We start from the raw sequence: 24,498 nt of genomic DNA on the forward strand, positions 1-24,498 counted from the left end.
ATGGCGCGCTCCAGTACCAACTGGGGCTACCAGTATAGGTCTGTCGAGGACATTTTGATCTGGCTGGAAGCAGACATCTGAATTTAGCCACCACATGCGCTGTCCGCATAATGTTGATTATGTTAAACATCTCCGACAGCGTACCGGGGTCGCTTCCGGCCTTGCTGGCCATGGTGGCGCAGCAACTGCGCCTTGCGCCGACGCATTGGACGAACTACGGGCGGCGCGATCAGACCCGAAGGGACCACCAGGGGGAGCTGCAGATGGTGCTTCGGATTCGGCCGTTCGCGATGGCCGACTATCGTGCCGCCGTCCAGTCGATGTCGGAGCTGGCGCAGCAAACCGACAAAGGCATCATCCTGGCCACGGCGTTGATCGCCTACCTCCGGGAGTAGTCCCTGCTGCTGCCGGGCATGAACGTGATCGAGCGCATTTGCGCGGAGGCCGTCACGCGCGCGACTCGCCGCATCTACCAGATACTGACCGAGCCGCTTACGGAACACCACCGGCTACAGCTCGATCATCTCCTGCAGCGCCGACCGGATGGGCGCCTGACTTGGCTGGCCTGGCTGCGGCTGCCGCCGGGCAAGGCCAGCTCCCGCCAGATGTTGCAGCATATCGATCGCCTGGGAAGATGCTGTAGTCCATCAGCCTAACCATCGCAGGCGACATACGCGCCTGTTCCTACCGTGTTGCGTCAGCCGCTCGGTGAAGTCTGCCATCCGGCCGTAGCCCAGGCGCGCGTCATAGGGGCCGGAATGGGGAAAGCGGATGCTGTCGCTGGCGCCCGGCTGCACCTCGAAGTTCAACTGCCTAGTGAAGCGACCAAGATAGCGCGCCTGCAATTGCGAATTGCGCACTTCGTTTGCAACAAGGCTGTAAACGACATAGCCACCCCCGCACAGGCGACTGCCACGCCTGCGAAGATCCAGCCATTCGCGACACTTCTTGGCTATCCGAAATGCTACCGGCGCCCCTCGGCACGGGGATCATGCCGGCTCCAAGCGCAAGCGAGGCGGGCCGCCTTCGCGCGCACCACCTCATTTAATATTACAAGCGAGCAGGCGCGTTGCAAGCATCTGATCGTGCGTCACGCTACCAGCCGCAATGGCCGGGCTGAGCGGGCTGATCCCCACCGTATGCCGGGCGGGCACACCTGTGGCGGCGCGATAAGGGTGTGCGCCGGCGTCGCCAGGCAAGTGCGCTAAGCTATTAGGGGCGAAGCCGTGCGGGGCCTCGGATCGGTAGGCTTTGTGTTCAGACGGCACGCTCGCGGAGGCAGGACGAGCACAATGGCACCAAAGAGGAGGGAGAATGAACACGCTGACCTACACACTGGTCACCTACCGTCCCGATGGCGCCAATCAGAGCGCACACGACATTATCGTCAGCCGAGACTGGCAAGAGGTGGTGCGCCGCGCCGCGATCCTGCTCGACCAGAACGCCACGCGCGAGAGTGACCAGCCATGGAAATTCTACTTGCTAGTGGACGGTCAGTTCGCCGGCGCCTACACGCAAGAACGGCTGGTGAAGGCGGCGACCACCTACCCCGGCCGGTGCGAAGAGGACAAGCCCTTGGCGCCGCCCTCGGGAACCATTTAATCGGATCAGAGGCACGTCGCTTCAGGCTGCGGCGCCTGTATTTGTACGGGGGGCGGATTCGGCAAGACGCCGCCTCCACCGCATAGGAGACATCGCCATGCACACGACCAAGGGCGATTCGCGATTGGCGAGCGCGAGTGAGATCCGCGAGATTGTGGGTCCCATTGACGATGAAGTGATCGCACGGATCCTGGACATCGAGCCGACCGTTGAGGATGTGCGGCGGGCCTGCGAATGGTTGCGCGCCGACGAGCCTCAATTGCGCAACCCTGAGTCCAGCTCGGGACGCAAGGCGGAAGAGGTGTTTGAAATTCTGGACGATGAGTCGCCGGATTTCGATTCGTCGGGCCGCCCAGGGTAGCCGGCGATCCGGGCATGGCTCGCCCGACGCCCGCTCCACGGTCCAAGCTCATGGGGCCATAAACGCAAGCGATAGGCCGCCTCTGCTGCGGGGCTGCATGGCGCGCGGCCACATAGCTGGCAATGCTGACGAAACCGGACAGCCGTGCAGCGAATCTGGTGCTGCGCAACCTTGTAGTCCGTCTGAAGCTCCCTACACTGGCAACAAACCGGCTCGGCGACCGAGTTCGCTGGCAATCTCAGTTTCGCTCCTAGGGTCTTGCATGCAACAGATTGCTTCTGTGGTCGTGACCTAAGCTTCGAGTGCGCCGCCCACGGGGACGGAGCGCCCGCATTGTTATGCCATTACCACGGAGGAGCTTGAAGATCACTTTGGGGCACGCTCGCATCGGCCAGAGACTGCTTATCCCTAGCCAATATCGATCGTGCGACTCGCGGATCGCGCCGGCTCCGATTTCGGCACGGTCAACGTGAGCACTCCATTGTCAAACTTTGCCAGGGTGTGATCGGGATCGGCGTTTTCCGGCACGGGAATCGTGCGCACGAAGCTTCCATAGGCGCGCTCTAGCCGGTAGCAGCCATCTTCCTCGCTGCGCACGTCCTGCTTTTTCTCGCCGCGCAGCACGATCGCCCCGTCCTCGACGCTCACGTTCAGGTCTTCGCGCTGCATCCCTGGCAATTCGGCGGTCACGCGCAGCACCCGCCCTTCGTCGACCACGTCGATGCGCGGCTGGAAGCGCGAAGAACTGAAGTCGCCAAACCATCGCTCGAGCGCACCACGGCCGGCAAACGGGTCATGAAAGAATTCCTCCACTGCGCGCCACGGTTCGCGTGAGAACAGTCGCGGAATGTCAGACCAGGAGGCACGCCATTGCTCGCTCCCCGGCGGGCCTTCCAGGCTGTCCGGATTGGACTTGCGGGCCGCCCCGCGAAGGAACTTGAAGAGATTCCACTTTTTCGGATCGGTGTTCATCGTATCCTCCACTAAGAGGTCTGGCAGGAGAACCGGATTCCAGTCGGTGTCTGCCGCATCGTCGATGATCTGTTGGCCGTAGGATCCCACTGCGGTCTCCTGACGGTACACAAATAGCGCACGGGGGAAACTCCATGAAGACATCTCACAGATGGCAGCCACAGCAGGATCGGTATGGGGGCTGCTGGTTTTCGGCACGGTTATGACACCCCTAGGGATTGGTCTTTGGTCTTCTGCGAAGGCGTCAGTCGGTGCCAACCGGTTTAGCGAGCCTCTGGCTGTCGCGGCCACAGAGGCGTGTTCTTGGCCGTATATATACCGGCCGCGAAGTCCTTACAAGAAACGCCAACAGAGGTCGCTAACGTATATAAAAGCCGCTTCTTGAGGGCACCCCAACTTTGACCGCGGCGTCGGCCGGCTTACTGCTTGGCGCCCGCTTCTTTGAACTCAACATCCTCCACGTCCTCGCCTGTCTTCTCGGCGCTCGCCTCTTTCGCGTCCGCAGCGCGACCGGAGCCAGTGTCCGGCTGAGCCTGAACGTCTGCATAGACCTTTCCGCCGAGTTTCAGCGAGGCCGTTGCCAGGGCCTGCGCCTTGGCGTCGATCTTGGCCTTGTCGGAGGTCTTCAGTGCCGCCTCAAGGTCCTTGATTGCGGATTCGATCTTTTCCTTCTGGTCCGCGTCCAGCTTCTCGCTGTATTCGGTCAGAGCCTTGCGCGAACTGTGTGCCAGCGCGTCGCCGTGGTTGCGCGCATCGACCAACTCCCGCTGTCGACGGTCTTCGTCAGCATGAGCCTCGGCGTCCTTCACCATGTGTTGGATCTCGCCTTCAGACAGGCCGCTGTTGGCTTTGATGGTGATCCGGTTCTCCTTGCCAGTAGCCTTGTCCTTCGCCGACACGTGCAGGATGCCGTTGGCGTCGATATCGAACGTCACCTCGATCTGCGGCATGCCGCGCGGCGCCGGTGCAATGCCCTCCAGGTTGAACTCGCCTAGCATCTTATTGCCCGTAACAATCTCGCGTTCGCCTTGGTAGACCTTGATGGTCACCGCCGCCTGGTTGTCGTCGGCGGTAGAAAAGATCTGAGAAAACTTGGTCGGGATGGTGGTGTTTTTGGTGATCATCTTGCTCATCACGCCACCTAGGGTCTCGATCCCCAGCGAAAGCGGGGTGACGTCAAGCAGCAGCACATCCTTGCGATCACCGGCGAGCACCGCGCCTTGGATCGCCGCCCCCACCGCCACCGCTTCGTCGGGGTTGACGTCCTTGCGCGGCTCGCGGCCAAAGAGCGCTCTTACCTTCTCCTGCACGCTGGGCATACGGGTCATGCCACCCACCAGAATGACGTCGTCGATCTTTTCCACCGCGATACCGGCATCCTTGATCGCGATCCGGCACGGCTCCAACGTGCGCTCGACCAGGTCTTCGACCAGGGCTTCGAGCTTTGCGCGCGTGAGCTTCAGGTTCAAATGGCGCGGTCCGCTGGCGTCGGCCGTAATGTACGGTAGGCTGATTTCCGTCTGCAGGCTTGACGAGAGCTCGATCTTGGCCTTCTCCGCGGCTTCCTTCAGGCGTTGCAGCGCCAGCACGTCCCGCGACAAGTCGCCCCCCTGGTCCTTCTTAAATTCGCCGATGAGGTAGTCGATGATGCGCTGGTCGAAGTCTTCTCCGCCCAGGAAGGTATCACCGTTGGTCGACAGCACTTCGAATTGCTTCTCGCCTTGCAAGTCAGCGATCTCGATGATGGAGATGTCGAAGGTGCCGCCGCCGAGGTCGAACACGGCAATCTTGCGGTCGCGGCTTTCCTTTTTGTCCAGCCCGAACGCGAGCGCCGCCGCGGTCGGCTCGTTGATGATGCGCTTGACGTCCAGCCCGGCGATGCGCCCGGCATCCTTGGTCGCTTGGCGCTGGCTGTCGTTGAAGTAGGCGGGCACCGTGATAACGGCTTCGGTGACAGGCTCGCCAAGATAGTCTTCGGCGGTCTTCTTCATCTTGCGCAGCACCTCAGCCGAGACTTGCGGCGGGGCGAGCTTCTGGCCTTGCGCTTCGACCCATGCGTCGCCGTTGTCAGCCTTCAAGATCGTGAAGGGCATCAGGCCAATGTCCTTCTGCACTTCCTTTTCCTCATAGCGGCGGCCGATCAGCCGCTTGATGGCAAACAGCGTGTTCTTTGGATTCGTGACGGCCTGCCGCTTGGCGGGTGCGCCGACGAGGATTTCGCCGTCGTTCATATAGGCGACGATCGACGGGGTCGTGCGCGAGCCTTCGGAGTTCTCAATCACTTTGACCTGGTTGCCTTCCATCAGCGCCACACACGAATTCGTGGTGCCGAGGTCAATCCCGATGATCTTGCTCATGATGTCCAAGCGCCTGGCGCTTCCTGGTAGGAAATTCCCTGTCAATCCACAGCTGTATGGGACTCGCCGCACGCCTTGCGTGTCTCGTCAATACTCCAGCTCCGATGACACCGCGGTGGCTTTGCCGTGGTTTTTCGGCATCTCTGCCACGGTCGCGTCCGTGGTCAGAATCAGTCCGGCGACTGATGCCGTGTTCTGTAGTGCAGTACGGGTTACCTTGGTTGGGTCAATCACGCCCATTTCGAACAGGTCGCCGTATTCACCGGTGCCGGGGCCGACAGCCAGGACTTCGCCCTGGTCCGGCTTTTCGGCGGCGGTATCGGGGATGACAATACCGCTGGCCGTCTTGTGTTCTGCGTCCAAGCATTTGACGATGACGCGATCGTGTAGTGGACGGATGTTCATAGCCTTGCTCCTCGTCCCATCACTGTGATCATGAGCTTGTCCGGCCGATCGGGTCGTGTCCGGGCCGCCGTTCAGGGCATTCACGTGTCAACGCCGGCGTCTGGATTCAAGCCACTAGCATAATTGGCCAGGAACCGATCCTGGCGCGTCACTGAATGGCCGGCACGGTGCCGAGCTTCTCTGCCAGCATCCGCTCATATACGCCAAAATGCACATCCACTTCTGCCTGACTGACGACGACAACGTCAATCGTGATCTGCTCGGGCGCCAAGCCGAACATCGTGGCCAGTGCCACTTCCAGGTGGGGGGCCGCCACTCTGTCCTTTTCGAACGTCGTGCCGATGCTGATCACGTAAGCATCGCCTTGCGCCGTGACGTCGACCAAACGGGCCCGCGCGCTGAGGTTGTTATCGATCGCGACTGTGACCAACTCCGCTACGCGCCGCGTCCGCTCGGTAGGAAAGCCGCGCGTGCACTTGAGCAGCACCCGATGCCTGCCTAGCGTCACCCACTCAGAATCGAATTCCATCGAAGTCTCCATCTCGGGAAGTGTTTGCCGCGAAAGTAGAGGCCAGTTCGGCGATTTCAAGACCTCAGCGTCGTACGTGGATTCGCTGCCGTTGCAAGCCAGCACCGCGCGTTCCGAGCGCCGCCTATGCCAGAAATGGCCTCGGAGGCGCTACCTTGCAAGGCCAGCTTGAATCTCCCAGCTGAGCGCAGCAGACTCACGCGAGTCTATTCCCTTGACGCAGCTCGCCATCTTCCGCTCACTTCACCTCGATCTTCTTCACCGCAGATTGCGACGAGCCGGTCTTGGGTAGACGCAGCGTCAATACGCCTCTGTCGAACTTCGCATCGATGTGATCGAGGTCGATGCCGTGGGGCAGCGGGATACTGCGCATGAAGGCGCCGTATGCCCGCTCCAAGCGGTAGCAGCCGTTTTCCTCGCTCCGAATGTCCTGCTTCTTCTCACCTCGCAATACCAGGGCGCCATCTTCGATGGTGATCTGCAGGTCCTCGCGATCCATACCGGGCAGCTCCGCCGTGATCCTTAGCGCCGTGCCATCATCGACTACATCGATGCGAGGTTGGAAGCGCGACGAACTGAAGTCACCGAACCATCGATCCAGGCCGCCGAAGCCCGCGAAGGGTTCATGCAGAAACTCGCCCATCGCACGCAGGGGATCGCTTGAAAACAGCCGTGAAACCTCGGGCCAGTCCGGTGTCCAGTGCCGTGGCGCGGGAACATTCGAGGGCTCGCCCGTCGGCTGCCTATCCTCTGTCGATTTGCGTAGGAACTTGAATGGGTTCCATTTGCCCAGGTCTGTCTTCATCTTGTCCTCACCGACGTATGTCCAGCCCATTTCCGCGGGTACTGCGGTGGCGCCCTTGCAGCCGCCACCGGTACCCGGCGGCGGCAACTCAGGCCACGTTGATTGCAATGCGGCGCGGACGCGCTTCGTCGCGACGCGGGATCGTCAGCTTGAGCACGCCGTCCTGCAGGTTCGCCTCGATCTTCGACGCGTCAAGGTCGGGGCTCAGCGAGAAAGCGCGTGCGAAGTGCGGCTGCCGAATTTCCGCGTGTTGCACCCGCAGTCCTTGGGGCGTGGGCACGACCGCTTCCGCCTCAATATGGAGGTTGCCGTCGTGGACATTCACCTCGAGCTTGTCTTTGGTCACCCCCGGAAGGTCGGCCCAGAGCGTGACGCCGTTGCTGTCCTCGACGATGTCGACCACGGGAAGCAGGGTCATCGTCGGCGTCGACTTGTCCTCCTGACCTTTTGTCACGGCATTCTGGTCGCGTTCAACCATTTGGGTAGTCTCGTTCATGACATTCTCCTGGCGTTATTGGATCGTGATCGCCCGAGGCTTTGAGGCTTCCCGCTTGCCAATACTGATAGACAGGCAGCCGTTGACATAGCGCGCCTGGACTTTGTCGGGGTCGGCGCTCTGCGGCAGTTCGACCACGCGCCGGAACGTGCCGGTGAATCGCTCTTGCGCGTACAGCCGGACCTCCGGATCGCGCACCGCGTGCGCGGCTTCGCGCTCGCCGCTGATGGTCAGCAAGCCCTTGTCGATCGACACCTCGAACTTGTCTTGCTTGATGCCCGGTGCGAACGCGACAATCTCGATGGAATCGTCCGTGGCGCCGATATTGACGGGGGGAAATGCCCCGAAGCGGCCGGAGCGGAGGCTGGAGGGGAAGCCGCCGAACAAACTCGCCATCTGCCTTTGCATGCGGTCGAGCTCGCTAAAAACGTCGGTTCCAAAGAATAGATCACTCATGGTCGTATCCTCCTTCGATGCAGCAAGGAGGCGAAGGGGCAACGCGCTCCCATCCACCTGCCAAGCTGCTGGCAAACAAACAGAAACACGCAGCGCGCAACGGTCGCGACTGCCTGAGCAAAAATAAAATAGTAATTGGCCGCCCAAATTTCAAGGGGGCCAGCCTGCGCCGTTCCGCGAAAGGACATCAGGCGATTCGTGCTGCACCGGTCACGGTTGGGCAGATTCGCTTACGCGGGGTCGCTCCCGTTACACGGCGCCACATCTATGTGCCGCATGAAGCGTATTTGTCGCGCGCCGCGCGTTTGGGGGTAAGTGCCGAGCCGGAGACGCTTGCTTTCGCAATCATGCCTCTGACTCGTTGGACAGCAAGGCCAAGCCGCCCCAGCAGAGATGCAGAGTTCGACTGGGATCCTGCCTTTGTGGCGTGGCTCGCTGAATAGAGGACCGGCTAGGCACGTCGCACCCTGGTGCGCGGTCCGCGGACACAGATCAACAGGCGGGCAGCACCACGTGCCCTGAACGCTACTCGTCGGATTATGCCCCCCACGGCGGCGCTGTCTTGCCTCTCGTTGAGCAGAATCTGCGTCGCAGAATGTAGCCGCGGACGTCGGTGTACAGGGTGTACTTGGGCAGATCGAGGCTGTGCGCCGAGGCGGATCCACTGTTTCGACCGCGGTGTCGGGGTAAGAGCAGACGGTCGACGGCCCGACACGACGGCTGGCGTTGGAAGGGGAGCGCCAGATAGGACCTCTGCTTCCGCAGGGACCGCAGCTGGCTCGGAAGTGAAGGGACTATCTCCGAATTCCATGGGGTCATGGTTCGTCGCCCGGTAGTTGCCCGGCGGGGCTAGCGATCGCTTAGCGTGCAAAATTCTCCGTTTTCTGAAGCGACCCCGTACCGCTCCGAGCCGAAATGTCGGCCCAACCCTTTTTCGGTAACCGCGCGTCAAATTTCGGTAACCAAGCTCGGCGCAGGTCCACCTCGGCGAGCGACCGCTTCGCGCTGAAGGCGCCGGCGGAAATTGAATGGCTGACCGATAATGGCTCGGGCTACACGGCAGACAAGACCAAGGCGTTTGCGTCGGCAATTGGCCTGAAGCAACTGACCACGCCGGTTTGCAGCCCGCAGAGCAACGGGATGGCCGAGAGCTTCGTGAAGACCATGAAGCGCGACTATGTCGCCTTCATGCCCAAACCTGATGCCGAGACGGCAGTTCGCAATCTGGCCATCGCCTTCGAGCACTACAACGAGCAGCACCCCCATAGCGCCCTGAATTACCGCTCTCCGCGCGAGTTCAGGCGTGCGATGGCCTTATCAACCTAAGGGTGTGACCGTGTCCGGAGACACGTGGGCAAATCCACCGAGCGCGAAGACGTGCTCTAACTTCTTATGGCGCAACGTGGCAGGGTCCACATCCACCCAACCGGCACTATCAGCCAGCGGGCTTGCCCGCACGAAGTCCGGCGCGGTCTGCGGTGGTACGACGTGAATCATGTCGAACTCGGTCTCCACCTGCTCCTTGTTGCCGTCAGGCAGCGTCCACTCGAAGGTGGCTCTCCTGCGTGGGCCATCAATGCTTTTAAGCGTATGGCCAAAGCGCAGGTCGATGCCATAGGTCTTGACGTACTCCATCAGCGCCGGGGCGTAATCGGGCACCCCGAACAGTACCGCTCCCGCATTGAATAATTGAACTTGCGTGTTCTGAAGCATACCGTTGTGGCGCCACGCATCGCAGGACAGGTACATTGGCTTCTGCGGCGCGCCCGCACACTTGATGGGCATGGGCGCTTGCGTGAACAGCGCCTTTCCCCCGCGCAGCCCACGCACCAGTTCCCAGGTGTATGGCGCCAAGTCGAACCGATAGTTCGACGTCAGGCCATTGCGGCCGAGCGTTTCAACGAGGCCCTCAATGCCGTGCCAGTTGACCTTGAGGCCTGGGCAAACGACCAGGCGCTGATGGCGCACCGCTCGGCAACCCTCGAGCACAACGCATTCCTTTCCGGCTCGAATGCCACCACGGCACCCTTGAGCCAGCGCACGCCGGCCGGCACGCGCGATGCCATCGTGCGTGCGGTGGCGGCCGCCTCGAACACGCCCGCACCGACCAAGGTCCAGCCTGGCTGGTAGTAGTGCACGTCGGCCGGGTCAATGATGGCGATATCCAGTTCGGGCTCACGTGCACGCAGGCTGGAGGCGACTGCGATGCCAGCCGCCCCGCCGCCGACGACCACGATGTGCTCAGCGTCAACAACATCCACCAGAGGTTTTCCAGCATGGGCGATACGCTGCACCACGGCCTTAAGGTCAAAACCCGCCTTGGCCGCACGTTCCTGAATCTCGCCTGCGGGCAGCTTTCTGACTTGCGACAGGGCCCACAGAGTGGCGGACCGAGTCCCGGTACCCGGTACGGCAATAGGCCAGGATAGGCTTGGGCAGGTCAGCGCACAGTGCCGCAAATACCGACGCCTGTTCAGCCGAGGCTTGTCCAGGCACTACTGGTTGATGAATTGCCTGCAAGCCAGCTTGCTTCGCGGCTTGCGCGATTTCTTCAAAATTCGGTTGGTCGGACCCTTCACCATCCGGGCGATGGCACACGATGGCGGCGAAGCCAAGTGCCTTCAGTGCTGCGACATCGGCAACACCGATTTGTGGCGAGACTGAGAGGTCCGAGGTCAGGGAACGCGCGTCCATGGCGTACTTCCCGGGAGACGGTAAAACATTGTTGGGCAACGGCATCGCGCTTCACCAACGTTCCATGGTGAGAGCAATCACGGGCCGGCATCACGACGCCGGCCCCCTCATCAGACTGCGTTCAGCGGGATTTTTAGGTAGCGCACTCCGTTGGCCTCAGGCGGAGGTAACTCGCCGGCCCGGATGTTGACCTGGACTGCCGGCAATATCAGTGTTGGCATCGCTAGCGTGGCATCGCGTGCCTGCCGCATGGCTACGAACTGGTCCTCACTCACTCCGTCGTGAACATGGATATTGCAGTTCCGTTGGTCGCGCACTGTCGTTTCCCAGGCGGCACCCCGCCCCTCGGGCGGATAGTCGTGACACATGAAAAGGCGAGTCTCGGCGGGCAGGTGCAGAAGCTTGCGGATGGAGCGGTACAACTGATGTGCGTCGCCACCGGGGAAATCGCAGCGAGCGGTGCCGACGTCCGGCATGAACATCGTATCGCCGACAAAAACCGCATCCCCAATCTGGTAAGCCATATCGGCAGGCGTATGGCCGGGCACATGAATCGCCTTTCCGGTCAGGCCACCGATGGCAAACGTCTCATCCTCTTCGAAGAGGTGGTCGAACTGCGACCCGTCGAGCCGGAACTCCGGTTCCAAGTTGAAGAGCGTCTTGAACACCCCCTGCACACGGCGAATGTTCTGGCCGATGGCGATATGACCGCCGAGGTGGCGCTTGAGGTAGGGCGCCGCAGACAGGTGGTCCGCGTGCGCATGCGTCTCGAGAATCCACTCGACGTGTAATTCGTGCTCGCGCACGAAGGCGATGACCTTATCGGCACTTGTCGTCGAGGTCCTTCCCGCCTTAGGGTCGTAATCCAGCACGGAGTCGATAATTGCGCACTCGGGACGTCCCTCCTGATAGACCACGTAGGTCACGGTCCAAGTCGCTAGGTCGAAGAACGGTTGAACGGTCGGTTGCATGCTTGCCTCCTTGGATGCAATACATTCTATTCACACACATTCTATCTTTCAATATACTATTAAGAGGAAAAGTGTAGACGACCTATGGACCAGCCCCACCCAACCATTGACCTCACCACGATGCAAGCCGCTGCGATGAACGCCTGCGCCCTGCTCAAGGTGCTCGCCAATCCGGACCGCCTGCTGCTGATGTGCCGCCTGTCGCAGGACGAGTTGTCTGTTGGCGAACTGGAGGAACAGCTCGGCATCCGGCAGCCGACGCTGTCCCAGCAACTCGCCGTGCTCCGTGAAAACGCTCTGGTAGCGACGCGCCGTGACGGCAAGAACATCTTCTATTCGGTGGCAAGCCCTCAGGCGCTTGCCGTGATGGCCGTGCTTTATCAACAGTTCTGCGCCAATACCTCGGAGGACGCGACATGCTGATTGACCTTGCGAACTTCACGCCCGGGCCGTCACTGGCCGGCGGACTCCTCATTGGCGCGGCGGCAGCCGTGCTAGTGCTGTTCAACGGCCGCATTGCCGGCATTAGCGGCATCTTCGGCGGCCTGCTCAGCCTACCCCGGAAGGATATGGCCTGGCGCCTGGCCTTCCTCGCCGGCCTGGTCGGCGCTCCTGTCATTGCGAGCCTGCTAGGCAAACCGGCCATTGCGGATATCCAGGCCAGCTGGGGCGAAATCCTGGTCTCCGGCTTCCTGGTAGGGCTTGGTACCCGCTACGCCAGCGGCTGCACCAGCGGCCATGGCGTCTGCGGTATCTCGCGCGGCTCCATCCGCTCGCTGGTCGCCACCCTGACCTTCATGGTGTCGGGATTCCTCACGGTTTTCGTGCAACGGCATCTGATTGGGGGCTGAAATGACCGCAATTACTGCACTGCTTGCAGGCCTGCTCTTCGGCGTCGGCCTGATAGTTTCCGGCATGGCGAATCCGGCCAAAGTACTGGGCTTCCTTGACCTGGCAGGAACTTGGGACCCGTCCCTGGCCTTTGTGATGGTCGGTGCGATTCTCCTTGGTTCGCTTGCCTTCCTGATTGCCAAGCGCCGCAAGCGCTCTTTCTTGGGGTTGCCTGTGCAACTGCCGGCCAGCACGAACGTGACGCTGCGACTGGTGTTGGGCAGCGCCGCGTTCGGTATCGGCTGGGGTCTAGCCGGCTTCTGTCCAGGCCCCGCGCTGGTGGCGCTGGGTGCGGGCTATCCGAAAGCCGTTGGCTTTGTGGCCGCGATGGTGGCTGGCATGGTCGTGTTCGAAGTTGCCGAGCGGGCCAAGTCGACCCTGCAACGGGCGTAAGCAGGCCGGCACTCGAGCCATGTCCACTGGACACGTCTGTTAAGCGGTGTATCGATGGAAAGCATCTTTGTCAGCAGCGCGACGCTAGGCGCCATCGTTGGCCTCATCCTGGCGCTGACGGGCGCCGGCGGCACCATCCTCGCGGTGCCTCTGCTGCCACTCGTGCAGCATCTCAGCGTTGCTGAGGCCGCGCCGGTCGCCCTGCTTGTGGGTGGCGGACGTAAATTGCACAGAACTGGCGGACGAAATTTGCACGCTCGGGCAAGGTGGCAGCTCCGAAAGAGCCTTTGGAGCCGCCTATGTACGGGAGGGAACAACGCGTGTTGCTACGTCACTATCTGGAGCAAGGCCTGTCCAAAACGGAGATCGCGCGGCAACTGGGCGTGAGCCTGCGCACCCTCTACTACTGGATTGACACAGGGCAACTCGATCGCTCACGGGATAACGAGCCACTGTGTTACCGGTGCCGCCCACCGGTGCCGCACAAGATTGATAAGTTCCGCGGCATTATCACGGCACGCCTGGCGAGGCTGACCGCGATGCGGCTGTTCGAGGAGATCTGCGCTGCCGGTTACAAGGGCGGCTATTCGCAGGTCAAGGAGTTCGTGCGACAAATTCGCCCAGGTGCGGTCCCAGAGCCAGTCGTGCGTTTCGAGACGCCGCCCGGACGGCAGGCGCAAGTTGATTTCGCCGAGTTTCGGCTGCCATGGGGCAAACGGTACGCCTTGTTCGTAGTGCTGAGCTATTCGCGACGCATGTGGCTTCAGTTTTACCCGCGCCAAAGCATGGAGGTGCTCATGCAAGGCCTGGAAGAGGCCTTTGCCTTCCATGGTGGCGTTCCCTTGGAGCTACTGTTCGACCAAATGAAAGCCGTTGTGGTCGACGATCAGCGTGGCGCCGGCGGCAGGGTGTTGGAGAACGTCGAGTTCTCGCGCTTTGCTCGCTATTGGGGCTTTCGCATCCGCGCTTGTCGCCCGTACCGGGCTCAGACCAAAGGCAAGGTGGAGCGACCCATCAGATATGTCCGACAGAGCTTCTTCTACGGTCGGGAATTCCTCAATGATGCAGATCTGAATACCCAGGCGTTGTCGTGGGTAATGCGCAAGGCCAACCAGCGGAAACATCGGACCACTGCAGAGGCACCCGATGCCCGCTTTCTACGCGACGAGTTGGCCTTACTTCAGCCGTTGGCACGAGCACCATATAGAGGACTGGCAACCCTGTCAGACCGCCCGACTTGCCCGATGCCGGCCGCGGCCTTGCCCAGGGTGGAGAGGCGCTCCCTGAGCGAATACGGCAGACTGGCGGGAGACCAACGATGAGCGCCGCCCGGTTACCCCGCGAGGCCATCCGCGATATGCTGGCGGATCTTAAGATGCCAGGTTCGCTCGAGGCGATCGACCAGATCCTCAGCGCGGTCGACAGCGGCCAACTAACAGCGTCTGAAGCAATTCAGCGCCTCCTGGGAGCGCAGATAAAGCTGCGAAACAACCGCCGTCTGATGGCGGCAATGCACTCTTCCCGGCTCCCTGCTATCAAGACCCTGGAGGACTTCGATTTCGCCTTTCAGCCATCGATCAAGCGCGAACAAATCGAGAGCTTGCACGAGCTCGGCTTTGTCGAGCGCAAGGAGAACGTCGTCCTGCTCGGCCCGCCTGGCGTCGGCAAAAGCCATCTCGCGATCAGCCTGGCCGTCGCGGCGGCCAAGCGGGGCCGCCGCGTCTACTATGGGACCTTGATCGACTTGATCTCGTCACTTGAGGAAGCGCAGGCGACGGGACAACTGCTTCGTCGTCTCACGGTACTAACCCATCCGGCGTTGCTGGTCGTCGATGAGATTGGCTACCTGCCGATCACGCACGGCGGCGCTGTGCTGTTCTTCCAGCTCATCAGCCGACGCTATGAACACGCTTCTACCGTACTGACTTCCAACAAGGGATTCGAAGAATGGGGAGCTGTCTTCGGGGATGAAGTGATGGCTGCCGCGCTCATCGACCGAGTGCTCCATCACTGCCATCTCGTGAACATCAAGGGGAACAGCTATCGCATGCGTGAGCACGCAGAGCTCTCGCGGGAGCTTAACCGTGAGTCACGCGCTCGACGCACACGCGCGGAAATAACGGGCACCGCATAGTTCCCGAGTTCGCTTGAACTGCTATCGCCTCCAATCGGCGGTTCCTGATCTTACCCACGGACCGCGGACAGGTTGAGCGGGGTCTTGGTTGAAGATTCGAACGGCAACGGGGCACTGTAGCCAATCGTCGAATGACGCCGCTGTCGGTTATAAAACACCTCCATAAACTCGAATAGACTGGCTCGGGCCTGATCCCGGGTTTTGTAGTCGCAATGCATAACGAGCTCGGTCTTGAGCGTATGGAAGAAGCTTTCCATCGGGGCGTTGTCCCAACAATTTCCTTTGCGGCTCATGCTCTGCCGGATCGAGTGCTGTAGCAAGAGCGCTCGATACTCGGCTGCCGCGTAGGTCGATCCTTGATCCGAGTGCAAGATGGTTGGAGCAGATCGCCGTTGCCGAATGGCCGTGTTCAGTGCATCCATGGCAAGACGGCAGTCGAGCGTCTTGCTCATCCCCCAACCGACGACTGCGCGCGAATGCAAGTCGAGGATCACTGCCAGATAGAGCCAGCCTTCTCGCGTGGGGATATAGGTGATGTCGCTTAACCAGCGTGCGTTCGGCCGATCGGCTTCGAAGACACGATTTAACAGATTCGGCGAGGCCTTGGTATTTCGCCCACCGCGGCTAGCCGAACCGCCTCCAGCTTGAAATCGCGGCTATACCGATGGTATTCCTTGCGTTCCATGGGACACCTCTCTCTGGTCAGTATGACCCTTTTCAAGATGTCCGCGGTCCGTGGGTAAGATCATCCCGACCCATCTGAGCCGCTCGCCGGCGAGCGCGCGAATGGCCAATATGGCGTGAACTTCGGTCAGTCGCAGTCACTTGCGAATCTCGCGCGCCATCGCAACGCATCTGCTCCAAGAATGTCGACTGGTGTTCAGTGCCACTGTTGCGCAAAAAAATCGACAACCTGATCCTCCAAAGTACGCAAAAACGCAACTCTGTCGAATCCGGGTGGATTCACAGAAGCGTCACCGGCTGCAGATGGCAATGAGAAGGTTGGCTGCGCCATGAAAGCGAAATGTCCTGCAGCGGGCACTGTACTAGTTTGCGCTTCAGACAGGTTATTGGCGACATAGCCCCCATGGTACTGGCCGTTGAGCACGGTGTCCTGGCCAGCCACAATGATCCGCATGGGCACAGAAATGGCCGCAAGACTCTCCGGCGTAAAGACCACTGCCATGGGAGCCAGCGCGACCACAGCCCCTACACGGGAGTCTGATACAGAGACTAGTCGCGCTGCCTCCGAGGCTGATGCCTCTTTCCACGTAGACGCGTCCGTGACTGTGTGGACTTTGGCCAACGAGCAATAGCCTTGATCGTTACGCACCGTGCTGCAATGCTCGGCGGAGCGTTGCGCATCGGCCTGCGCCCCGGCGAGGGCGAGCACGCTGTAGCCACCAGCCGAGTGGCCCACAGCACCAATTCGGTTAGTCGGAACGCGAGGTCCCCATTCGAGGCTTGCAAGCAGGGCATCCAGCACGCGGCTCAGTTGTCGGGGGCGTTCGCTTAAGTACTTGCCCGAAGCAATCAGCGAACGGTCCTGCCAATTGTCTCCAGGGTGGCGCAATGCTGCTACCAAATAGCCTTCCCGCGCCAATCGAGTGCCAAGGTTATGGTGATTAAGCTCGGTGCCCCCAGTCCCATGAGAAAGCAGGATCAACCCCTTGAGCTTAATATCGGAGGGCGGCGCACCTGGAGCCACGATGGGCAACCAGGGGCCCATCGGTACAGCCCTGTCGGTGACAGCCGTGGGGTAGAAGAGCGCCACGACCATGGGCTTGTCATCCCCGATCGTCAGCGTCTTGTATCCCGCGTATTGGGCGCATACATTCGCTGTCGTCGCGAGCAAAGCGACCGCTACGAGAACCGCAGGTTGCGCGAACGCGCGAAACATATTCATTGTCAACTTCCCAAAGAAGAACCGATACGTATAAGCATGCGGAAAATGTGGCTCGCCGTTCAGAACCGAGCACCCCGAATAGGTTCACTTTCATCGTCGGCGGCTGTTTTTCTTAACCTGAGAAGAACGTCCTTGGTATGTAGGTACAGAGACAGCCGACTGTAGTCTTCTACGGAGTAGCCGACAGCCTGTGCAGCTCGCTCGATCAATGCGTAATCAGCCGGATGAATTCGTAGCGTAAGTGCGCGCTTTAGTGATGTGACTGGCTCGCCTGGAGCGGATGTTTCGCGTACCCATCGTATTGCGACTAAGTGGCAATACTCTCGAATGGAGAGACCAACGGCGTCTGCTGCCTTCTCGAGGATACGATAGTCGTCGGCATGGAAATTGAGTTCAAGTCGTCGACTAAACATTGGAGAAGAAGTATGAGCGGACATATCGAGGCCTCGATTTGTATCGCTATCGATCATGTCAGCGAGTCGTTGAAAGAGCCACTGGTGTCACGCAAGCGGAATACACTGGTTATGCCTGCAGCGAGGGAGAGTGTGGCTGCGATCGTCAGTCCTATCTGCGTCGCAACAATTACGGAGTAGCAGGCAAGGAGCATGCTCATGAAGACGGCGCCGATGGTCTGGCCTATCACCCGTGCGATGCTCTGCAGACCGCCCGCAGCACCGCTGCGCTCGCGCGGTGCTGACATGAACATATTGCGGTTGTTCGCAACATTGAACAGTCCAAAGCCAGCACCACAGAGCATCACTTGAAAGCAGAGTGCGAGAGTGTGGTGGCCCGAACTCGAAACTGCGGCGGATGCCAAACCTAAAGCGAGAAGAATTCCGCCCGTTAGGCAAAGCAGCGCTGTCGGTAGCCGATCAGCTAGTCGGCCTGCCAATGGAGCGGTCATGGCGACAGCTAAAGGCCAAGGCAACAGGGATAGCGCAGTGGCGAAGGGCGATAAGCCAAACGCGTGCTGCAAACTGAATGGCAGAGCTACCAATGCAGCCGCCTGACCCGTAAAGCTAAGGATAGAAGCGATGATAGATAAACGAAATGATGGGCGCCATAAAAGGTCCACGGGGACCAAAGGCGTAGCACGCCGAAGCTCGCGCCGTCCGAGCAACATCGCAAACACTGTTGCGACGGCAATGAGGATAAGCGCCTGCTGAGAATCGGTTGGCAACCACTGCGCGCCGATCACGAACATCGCGAACATGCTTGCACTCAGGACAACACTGGTGAGGTCAACAGTGCGCCCTGTCCCCCTCACATAAGGCAGGGATCGTCCGCAAATCAGCACAAGCACACCAATCGGTACGCCCACGGCAAAGATGGACCGCCACTCGCCGAAGGACAAGATTGTCGCGCCGAGTGTAGGACCGGCGCCGGCTGATAGTGCCACCGTAAGTGCATTCCATCCGATGGCAGCACCTAGGCGATGCGAGGGGACGGAGAAGCGTAGGAGCGCGACGCCGAGCGCCAGAATGCCCGCCCCGCCAACGCCCTGCAAAAAGCGCGCGCCAATGAGCCACGGCAAAGACGGAGACGCTGCGCAAACTATCGATGCGGCCGTGAAGACCGTGGCTCCAGCCACAAAGACTCCCCGATAGCCGATGCTCTCGCCGAGAGCCGCTGCCGGCAGCAGCAGCATCACGACACCAAGCTGATACGCGATAACAACTTGTACGGCTGCGGCAGGCGTTACGTGCAAGGAGGCGGCTATCGTTGGAAGCGCAATATTGGCAATTGCTGCGTCGAGTACAACGAGGACCATGCCTGCCAGAACGGAAGCGATGGCGCGCCTCCTGCGCCGGGGCTCGGCAATGCCGCCTTGACTGTCGGCGGCCGCTTGCGTAGTCACGGCACACTCCAGAATCCGTTATGCTGAACGTATCGCGTAACCTTTTTCTCGATCGCGTCTTCCCATTTTAGATCGCGTTCGGTGAAGCGAAAGAGCAACGCCGGCCCCGATACACAAAGGGTGTCATGGATGTCCCCTGGCAAATAGACTTGGGCCTGGCCGGGCTTGACAAGGGTCGCGCTGCGCTTGACGAGACGCGTTTCACCACCAGGGGTTTCGATGCGGCCATAGGTCCCCATCTCACTTTCCCCTCGTTGCACAGCATAGATTACCCAGCTACGGCCGTGGTCGTGGGGCGGACGATAGAGCGAAGCATGTTCAAAGTGCGCCATCAGGACAAAGCCGTGCGTCGGATCGCGATAAAGCTCTCGGCTCGCTGGCTGATCGCGGTGAAGATCACCAAGCCAGCTTTCATCGGGCGATGCATTCGCCAGCGATTCAATTTGCAAACGGCAGGTCTCCACCAAGTCCGTGGTCAGCGGTCCCCATGCCTCGCGTACCGCCGCCATAGCCCGTGTGAGTGTATTGGTTGACATTTCGTGCTCCGTTGAGGGTGTTCACTCAATGTAAGAGCAATCCTGGGAAGGCGGAAGACGCAACGATTGCAACTTATTCATGCATGGGACGCCATGTCATGTTAGGCTTGGGCATGTCGATCCCTGACCTGAATCTTCTTGTCGCGCTGGACGTTCTTCTCGATGAGGGTAGCGTCGCCGGCGCTGCGGCTCGCCTCCACCTGAGTTCTTCCGCGATGAGTCGAACGCTGGCTCGTTTGCGCGAGGTGACAGGAGATCCACTATTAGTGCGCGCGGGGCGTGGACTCGTGCCAACACCCCGTGCCATTGAGCTTCGCGACCGCGTTGGTTCGTTGGTACAGGAGAGTCAACGCCTTCTACGACCCGCGAAGGCGCTGGACCTTTCCACGGTGGAGCGCACTTTCACAATTCGTACGAGCGACGGCTTCGTCGAGAATTTTGGCCCGCACTTGCTGGCCCGCCTCGGTAAGGAAGCGCCTGGTATTCGACTGAATTTTCTCCAGAAGGCGGACAAGGACAGCGCGCCATTGCGAGAGGGACGCATCGACCTGGAAACAGCCGTGGTCGAGGCGTCAATGTCGCCAGAGTTGCGCACTCAGGCCCTGTTCAGAGATCGCTTAATCGGCGCGATCAGTGCATCACACCCGCTGGCCCGAACGGAGATCAGTTTCAAGGACTACGTTGAAGGGCGGCACGTCATTGTCTCGCGTAGCGGCTTTGACGAGGATTCGATGGAAGGGAAATTCCTGCCGGAGAACATTCGTCGCAGCGTCGTGAGTTCAGTGGGCGGTTTCGCGACTGCGTTGGCCTTGGCTAGACATTCGGACTTGATAGCAACCGTTCCTGATCTTCACACTGAATCACTGCGCGAGGGCATGTTCAGCTTCCCGGTCCCATTACGCGTGACGAGCTTCTCCGTGTCGATGGTCTGGCATCCGAGGCTCGACTCCGATCCGGTCCACCGCTGGCTCAGGGCCTGTATGCGAGCCGTGTGTGCACCCGAATAGATGTCGCTTGAGGGGCGCTCTCAAGATCTCTCATTCATGATGCCGCATCCGATCCAACGCATGCATGGACGCATGCGATGCATCTAATGGTCGGACCTGATCGAGGGGCGCTTACCACTGCCTGGTGCGGATCGCGCCGCGTGAAGATCTGTCCTAGTCGTTCTATCTACCAGCTATCGGTGTATGGGTCGGTCTTCCCGACGCGATCGAATTGCTCGTGCGCGCGCGACGTAGTGTCGTTGAGGTGGATGATGGACCGGGACGATAGGAGCGGGGGTCTTGCGGCTGGCGCCTCGGTGGCAACGTCGGGTGCGCCGTATGCATTGGCTACGCCAAATGCAGTCCCAGCAAGGGCAGTCACAAAGGCTAAAGTCTTCATAGGGCCTCATAGAGAGGATTGACAGTAGGCTTCAAACTGTAGCAGCGCGGACCTTAAGTATTCGGTCCACTGGATGCATGTATATGTTGCGTTTCGCGCCCTGTGGCAAGGGCGATTCTTGACAACGACCGCTGCAAATTCTAGAGGGGACGGAGGGTTGTGTGGCGACCCGAGGTCCGTTGCTGGCTGCGGATTCAACCGGTCAACGCAACAGCTTTTTGGAATCGTTCAGCCGGTGTATCGAAGTCTAGTGTTTTGCGTGGGCGTTCGTTGAGTCTTCGAGCTATGACGTTGAGCTTGGCTTGCGAGTAGACCGAGAGATCGGTGCCTTTCGGGAGGTATTGTCTCAACAGCCCATTCGTGTTTTCGTTGGAGCCGCGTTGCCACGGATGCTGAGGATCGCAGAAGTAGACCTGGATGTCCGTGGCCACGGTGAAACGCTTGTGGCCGGCCATCTCCGTGCCACGATCCCAAGTCAGCGATTTGTAGAGTTCCTGCGGCAGCTTGCCGGCGTGCTTGATCAGAGCGTTGACGACAGCCTCGGAGTCCTTGCTCGCAATCTTCACAAGCATCACGAACCGGGTCTGGCGTTCGACCAGTGTTGCAATCTGGCTGTTGGCGCTACCGAACAGTAGATCGCCTTCCCAGTGCCCGGGTATGGCGCGATCCTCTGCCGTGGCGGGGCGTTCACTGATCGATACAGCATCTCGGATGTTCGTCCGGTCTTCGGTCTTCAGTGTATGGTGGCGCGACCTCCGCATGGCTCGAGAACGGCGCAGGTGTTCCAGCAACTCTTTTTTTAGCGCGCCACGGGCCTGGATGTAGAGGCTCCGATAGATGGTCTCGTGCGACACCTGATAGTCCTTGTTGACCGCATACACGTGCTTGAGCCAACCCGCAATTTGCTCTGGCGACCACTGCAATCGGAGCTTGCTCGCCACCACTTGGGCGAGTGTCCGATTCCTGACGAGCTTACATATCTTTGGGCGCCGTGCGCGCTCCCAGGCGAGTTGGTCGGCCTGGTTCGCCAGATAGTCCTGTCGGCCACCATTTCGCTGGAGCTCGCGGCTGATAGTAGAAGGAGCGCGGCCTAATCGCGCCGCTATTGAGCGAATCGACCGGCCGGCGACGACTGCGCGCGAAATCTCTTCTCGCTCGGCAATCGTCAAAGCGAGCCTGGAGCGGTGTCGTGGCGTTGGCTGTATCCCGCCATTCCTCGCGAGAACTCGTTGTACTGCTGAGTGGTAGCGATCAAACAGTCTGGCAATCTGCGCAAGGGTGTCACCTTTTCGCCACCGCTCCCACATTAGTGCCTTTTGAGTCTCGGTGTAGTAGATCCTGCGCCTCTGTTTCATTTTCAACACCTCCGCCGCTCATGCAGCGTCTAGTGTTGCATCGACCTATTGAATCCACGGCCGGGAAGCGCCCGATTGCCTTGGCGATCCGCCAACCTGAACGCGGCGGGCAGGAACCGACCATAGTTGCCATTGAGCACCACGAAAAGCAGACGCTCGATGAAACAGAAGTTCGCCGGACAACCGGTCGACCTCCAAGCGCGCGTGAACTCGGTACCTGTCTACCTGACCGGCCACGCGGCTTGTTGGTATCGGTCCAACTCGCGGGAGGGGGGGCATTCCGGACAAGGCGCGGCCGCAAAGACTCATCTTGTGCGCGCCAGCGTCACCGTGCTCGCCTTAGCACGACCTCTCCCGAGCCGCCTCCGGATGCAGCGGGAGTGGTCCATCTGAGATCATCTCCTGAGAGGACAAACGGCCTGCGCTGCTCGACCCCATTCCAGTTCGGGAACGTGCTCGTATCTATGTGAAAGGTGATGGTCTTGTCTGCTGCGTTCACTTCGTACGTGCCAAAGTGCGCGATCGAACCTTGTACCACGGCGCGATATTCCTCCGCGCTGCCCTTCATTCGGTCATTGGATGCGTACTTGGGCAAATCGCCTCGCGAATTCACCAGCGCGTAGTGACCATGGCCGTCAAAGATGACAAGACCGTGGGGACTGGGTCCGTACATTGCCGTGCGGCTGCCATCCGCGCGGACAGTGTCGACCGAGACATACGTCCATGCGCCGGCCAGTTGCTGGTCCAATGACCCTTGGCCCAGCGCAAGGCCCGATTGCAGCGCGAGTCCCAATAGCATCAGTCGTAATGTGGGGTCGACGATGTGGAAGTGCTTCACGGGAGTCCTCCTATTGCGAGTTAGGAAAATCAGCCTCTAATGACAGACAGAGAATGCAATGTAGGAAAGGAAAGATATGGAGGCAAACGCCCCTGCTCGAATGCTGAGAGCGGCTACAGTTGCTGAGGCGTGCCCGTATGAAGGTCCCCGCCGCTCGAGCGGTACCTCTCAATGACCGCTATAGGGTGCCGTGCACTACGACTGCTTCTGGCCCGGATCCCGACGCCGGATCTTCAATGACCGTTGTCAGGCTTTTGACCCGGCAACACGCTGCTCAAAAGTCTGGCGCTTCAGCCCAGCACCACCGCCCTACAGGAGTATCCGTCAATGCTGTGCCGCACAATGAGTGCAGGAACATTGGCTTGGCTCTTTGCAAGTTTCGGCCGCCCCAAACGTGCAAATTTCGATTGGCGTTGACACTCGGGACTGGATAAATTTTTCGCGGCTCAATGGCTGGCCTATACGCACCCCTGTCAACGCTTCGTTGCGCGCCTCGCGACTCACAACGCATGACTCGGGGACAGCGTGATTCGCTAGATCTTCTGCTGCCAGGGACTTTCACCCTTTACTCCTTACCGGTTATCCGGCGCACACTGTATATTTATACAGTGTGCGGATTTCGCCGAGACCATGCTTCCAGAACCAGCGAATTGCCCGTTGTGCAGCGCCGCCGCGGAACGGATTCGGTCGCCCCAGCTCCGGGGGGTCCATTACACGTGCCCGAGCTGCGGCTCGTTCGGGATTGAGTCAGCCGCTCTCCCCGGCCTGATTGCCCCCGCTTCGACGCGACAAGACCTCGCGAGACTGCGAGCGTATGGCATCTGCCGCATATCCGGCGCGACAAGCAAGGCGCACTGTATGGAGGGCCTGCTGGTGCGCTGCAAGGTACCGCAACTCGTCGTCCTTATATTCTGTGCGCTGGCCGGCATTGTTCAGCCATTCGCAAAGATTAAGATGGAAGCGGGTCGAATAGGTCGAATAACAACTACGCATAGCAGGAGACTTGAAGACCACACGAATGAGGAAGCACGTGGGTGGTCCATGGCCCTACTTGATAACAATCAAAGGCCAGCACCGAGCCGCCACTATCTTGGAACTAAGCATCGCCATCCAGCCAAGGCCGCTTATAGTTTGCAACGGCATGTGTCGCGCCAAGACGCCGACAAGAGGAGCATGATGGATAGCACTAGCCAGTTTAGACCGTTGGATCCAGGCCGCATCAACCTTACGGATCCTCTTGAAGTTCAGTATTGGTGTCGCGAGTTAGGCTGCACTGAGCGCGATCTGGAGAACGCCGTAAACGCGGCCGGTTATCACATTGCGGCCGTGCGAAACCATCTGGAAGCGAGCCAGCCAAGCAATCCACAAAGCTATGCTGACAAAGGCGGTGAGACCATTTGACCCTTACGCTAGCGCGAGCACCAATATCGAAATTGTTGACCGCGGAGCCTGTCGGCCGTTTCTTCTAAGGTTGCGCGGTTTCAGGAAAGAGAAGGGGAAGCAGAAGGCCGACAATACGGCCTGAGGTCGTGCCGACGCGCATCGGTAGCGCT

22 protein-coding genes and 5 pseudogenes are annotated in these 24,498 nt (G+C 60.1%); 12 read left to right on the plus strand and 15 right to left on the minus strand.

The window, feature by feature from the left end; genetic code table 11:
• Positions 1–155: 155 nt before the first annotated feature.
• The 3 genes and pseudogenes from BLR29_RS33255 to BLR29_RS28150 form a co-directional block, all read left to right on the plus strand.
• A pseudogene (locus BLR29_RS33255) lies at positions 156–635 on the plus strand (DUF4158 domain-containing protein); the annotation flags it as partial.
• Between the two features lie 679 nt (positions 636–1,314).
• Entirely contained in the window at positions 1,315–1,602 is a 288-nt protein-coding gene (locus tag BLR29_RS28145; RefSeq protein ID WP_092142183.1) for a hypothetical protein, read from the plus strand.
• Between the two features lie 97 nt (positions 1,603–1,699).
• On the plus strand, positions 1,700–1,963 hold the full coding sequence (locus BLR29_RS28150) for a hypothetical protein (protein WP_092142186.1): 264 nt from the start codon (positions 1,700–1,702) through the stop codon (positions 1,961–1,963).
• A 408-nt stretch (positions 1,964–2,371) separates the two neighbouring features.
• On the opposite strand, the gene BLR29_RS28155 is transcribed toward BLR29_RS28150, so the two are convergent.
• The 7 genes from BLR29_RS28155 to BLR29_RS28185 form a co-directional block, all read right to left on the minus strand.
• Positions 2,372–2,935 carry an Hsp20/alpha crystallin family protein gene (locus BLR29_RS28155; protein WP_092142392.1) on the minus strand — a complete coding sequence of 188 codons (564 nt, stop codon included), beginning with the start codon at positions 2,933–2,935 and terminating at the stop codon, positions 2,372–2,374.
• Between the two features lie 419 nt (positions 2,936–3,354).
• Positions 3,355–5,292: a molecular chaperone DnaK gene (gene dnaK, locus BLR29_RS28160; protein ID WP_092142395.1), complete on the minus strand. Its 1,938-nt coding sequence runs from the start codon at positions 5,290–5,292 to the stop codon at positions 3,355–3,357.
• Between the two features lie 87 nt (positions 5,293–5,379).
• On the minus strand, positions 5,380–5,697 hold the full coding sequence (locus tag BLR29_RS28165) for a co-chaperone GroES (protein ID WP_092142189.1): 318 nt from the start codon (positions 5,695–5,697) through the stop codon (positions 5,380–5,382).
• A 148-nt stretch (positions 5,698–5,845) separates the two neighbouring features.
• On the minus strand, positions 5,846–6,226 hold the full coding sequence (locus BLR29_RS28170) for a hypothetical protein (RefSeq protein WP_092142192.1): 381 nt from the start codon (positions 6,224–6,226) through the stop codon (positions 5,846–5,848).
• Between the two features lie 238 nt (positions 6,227–6,464).
• Entirely contained in the window at positions 6,465–7,031 is a 567-nt protein-coding gene (locus BLR29_RS28175) for an Hsp20/alpha crystallin family protein (RefSeq protein ID WP_092142398.1), read from the minus strand.
• Between the two features lie 88 nt (positions 7,032–7,119).
• A complete protein-coding gene (locus tag BLR29_RS28180) occupies positions 7,120–7,527 on the minus strand; it encodes an Hsp20/alpha crystallin family protein (RefSeq protein WP_092142195.1) in 408 nt (135 codons plus the stop codon).
• A 15-nt stretch (positions 7,528–7,542) separates the two neighbouring features.
• On the minus strand, positions 7,543–7,983 hold the full coding sequence (locus BLR29_RS28185) for an Hsp20/alpha crystallin family protein (protein WP_092142198.1): 441 nt from the start codon (positions 7,981–7,983) through the stop codon (positions 7,543–7,545).
• A gap of 1,005 nt (positions 7,984–8,988) precedes the next feature.
• Here BLR29_RS28185 and BLR29_RS28190 point away from each other — a divergent pair.
• Positions 8,989–9,309 (plus strand): annotated as a pseudogene (locus BLR29_RS28190) (integrase core domain-containing protein); the annotation flags it as partial.
• A gap of 36 nt (positions 9,310–9,345) precedes the next feature.
• On the opposite strand, the pseudogene BLR29_RS33260 reads toward BLR29_RS28190, so the two are convergent.
• A pseudogene (locus BLR29_RS33260) lies at positions 9,346–10,677 on the minus strand (TIGR01244 family sulfur transferase); the annotation flags it as partial.
• Positions 10,678–10,787: 110 nt separating this feature from the next.
• Positions 10,788–11,648 (minus strand): MBL fold metallo-hydrolase, encoded by an 861-nt coding sequence (locus BLR29_RS28200; protein ID WP_092142200.1) that lies wholly within the window; start codon positions 11,646–11,648, stop codon positions 10,788–10,790.
• A gap of 84 nt (positions 11,649–11,732) precedes the next feature.
• Between BLR29_RS28200 and BLR29_RS28205 the strand changes: the two genes are divergently transcribed.
• From BLR29_RS28205 to istB, 6 genes and pseudogenes are all read left to right on the plus strand, one after another.
• On the plus strand, positions 11,733–12,071 hold the full coding sequence (locus tag BLR29_RS28205; protein WP_092142203.1) for an ArsR/SmtB family transcription factor: 339 nt from the start codon (positions 11,733–11,735) through the stop codon (positions 12,069–12,071).
• Positions 12,065–12,499 carry a YeeE/YedE family protein gene (locus BLR29_RS28210; RefSeq protein WP_092142206.1) on the plus strand — a complete coding sequence of 145 codons (435 nt, stop codon included), beginning with the start codon at positions 12,065–12,067 and terminating at the stop codon, positions 12,497–12,499. Before BLR29_RS28205 ends, BLR29_RS28210 begins: the two co-directional genes overlap by 7 nt.
• 1 nt (position 12,500) lies before the next feature.
• Positions 12,501–12,932, plus strand: coding sequence for a DUF6691 family protein (locus BLR29_RS28215; protein ID WP_092142209.1), 432 nt, complete (start codon positions 12,501–12,503; stop codon positions 12,930–12,932).
• Between the two features lie 54 nt (positions 12,933–12,986).
• Positions 12,987–13,148 (plus strand): annotated as a pseudogene (locus BLR29_RS33265) (sulfite exporter TauE/SafE family protein); the annotation flags it as partial.
• 83 nt (positions 13,149–13,231) lie between these two features.
• The gene (gene istA, locus BLR29_RS28225; RefSeq protein WP_092142212.1) at positions 13,232–14,254 is read left to right on the plus strand and encodes an IS21 family transposase; all 1,023 of its coding nucleotides are present in this window, start codon (positions 13,232–13,234) and stop codon (positions 14,252–14,254) included.
• Positions 14,251–15,066, plus strand: a complete 816-nt coding sequence (gene istB / locus BLR29_RS28230) for an IS21-like element helper ATPase IstB (RefSeq protein WP_218132724.1) — start codon at positions 14,251–14,253, stop codon at positions 15,064–15,066. The genes istA and istB overlap by 4 nt, the downstream gene beginning before the upstream one ends.
• A gap of 50 nt (positions 15,067–15,116) precedes the next feature.
• Here the strand turns inward: istB and BLR29_RS28235 are convergent.
• The 4 genes and pseudogenes from BLR29_RS28235 to BLR29_RS32180 all read right to left on the minus strand — a co-directional run.
• Positions 15,117–15,677, minus strand: a pseudogene (locus tag BLR29_RS28235) (IS3 family transposase); the annotation flags it as partial.
• A 269-nt stretch (positions 15,678–15,946) separates the two neighbouring features.
• Positions 15,947–16,972, minus strand: a complete 1,026-nt coding sequence (locus BLR29_RS28240; RefSeq protein ID WP_092142218.1) for an alpha/beta hydrolase family protein — start codon at positions 16,970–16,972, stop codon at positions 15,947–15,949.
• 466 nt (positions 16,973–17,438) lie between these two features.
• Complete coding sequence (locus BLR29_RS28245; protein ID WP_218132725.1) at positions 17,439–18,830, minus strand: MFS transporter; 1,392 nt, start codon at positions 18,828–18,830, stop codon at positions 17,439–17,441.
• Positions 18,827–19,366 carry a hypothetical protein gene (locus BLR29_RS32180; protein ID WP_143018548.1) on the minus strand — a complete coding sequence of 180 codons (540 nt, stop codon included), beginning with the start codon at positions 19,364–19,366 and terminating at the stop codon, positions 18,827–18,829. Before BLR29_RS32180 ends, BLR29_RS28245 begins: the two co-directional genes overlap by 4 nt.
• 113 nt (positions 19,367–19,479) lie before the next feature.
• Between BLR29_RS32180 and BLR29_RS28255 the strand changes: the two genes are divergently transcribed.
• Positions 19,480–20,373 (plus strand): LysR family transcriptional regulator, encoded by an 894-nt coding sequence (locus BLR29_RS28255; protein WP_092142407.1) that lies wholly within the window; start codon positions 19,480–19,482, stop codon positions 20,371–20,373.
• A gap of 573 nt (positions 20,374–20,946) precedes the next feature.
• On the opposite strand, the gene BLR29_RS28260 is transcribed toward BLR29_RS28255, so the two are convergent.
• Together BLR29_RS28260 and BLR29_RS28265 are read right to left on the minus strand one after the other, a co-directional pair.
• The gene (locus BLR29_RS28260) at positions 20,947–22,107 is read right to left on the minus strand and encodes an IS30 family transposase (RefSeq protein ID WP_092142224.1); all 1,161 of its coding nucleotides are present in this window, start codon (positions 22,105–22,107) and stop codon (positions 20,947–20,949) included.
• Positions 22,108–22,432: 325 nt separating this feature from the next.
• The gene (locus tag BLR29_RS28265; RefSeq protein ID WP_255371480.1) at positions 22,433–22,945 is read right to left on the minus strand and encodes a lipocalin-like domain-containing protein; all 513 of its coding nucleotides are present in this window, start codon (positions 22,943–22,945) and stop codon (positions 22,433–22,435) included.
• Positions 22,946–23,803: 858 nt separating this feature from the next.
• Between BLR29_RS28265 and BLR29_RS33030 the strand changes: the two genes are divergently transcribed.
• A complete protein-coding gene (locus BLR29_RS33030; RefSeq protein ID WP_255371481.1) occupies positions 23,804–24,346 on the plus strand; it encodes a DUF3606 domain-containing protein in 543 nt (180 codons plus the stop codon).
• Positions 24,347–24,498 lie beyond the last annotated feature (152 nt).

It is taken from the genome of Cupriavidus sp. YR651 (assembly GCF_900101625.1).
In the GTDB taxonomy this organism is placed as follows: Bacteria; Pseudomonadota; Gammaproteobacteria; order Burkholderiales; family Burkholderiaceae; genus Cupriavidus.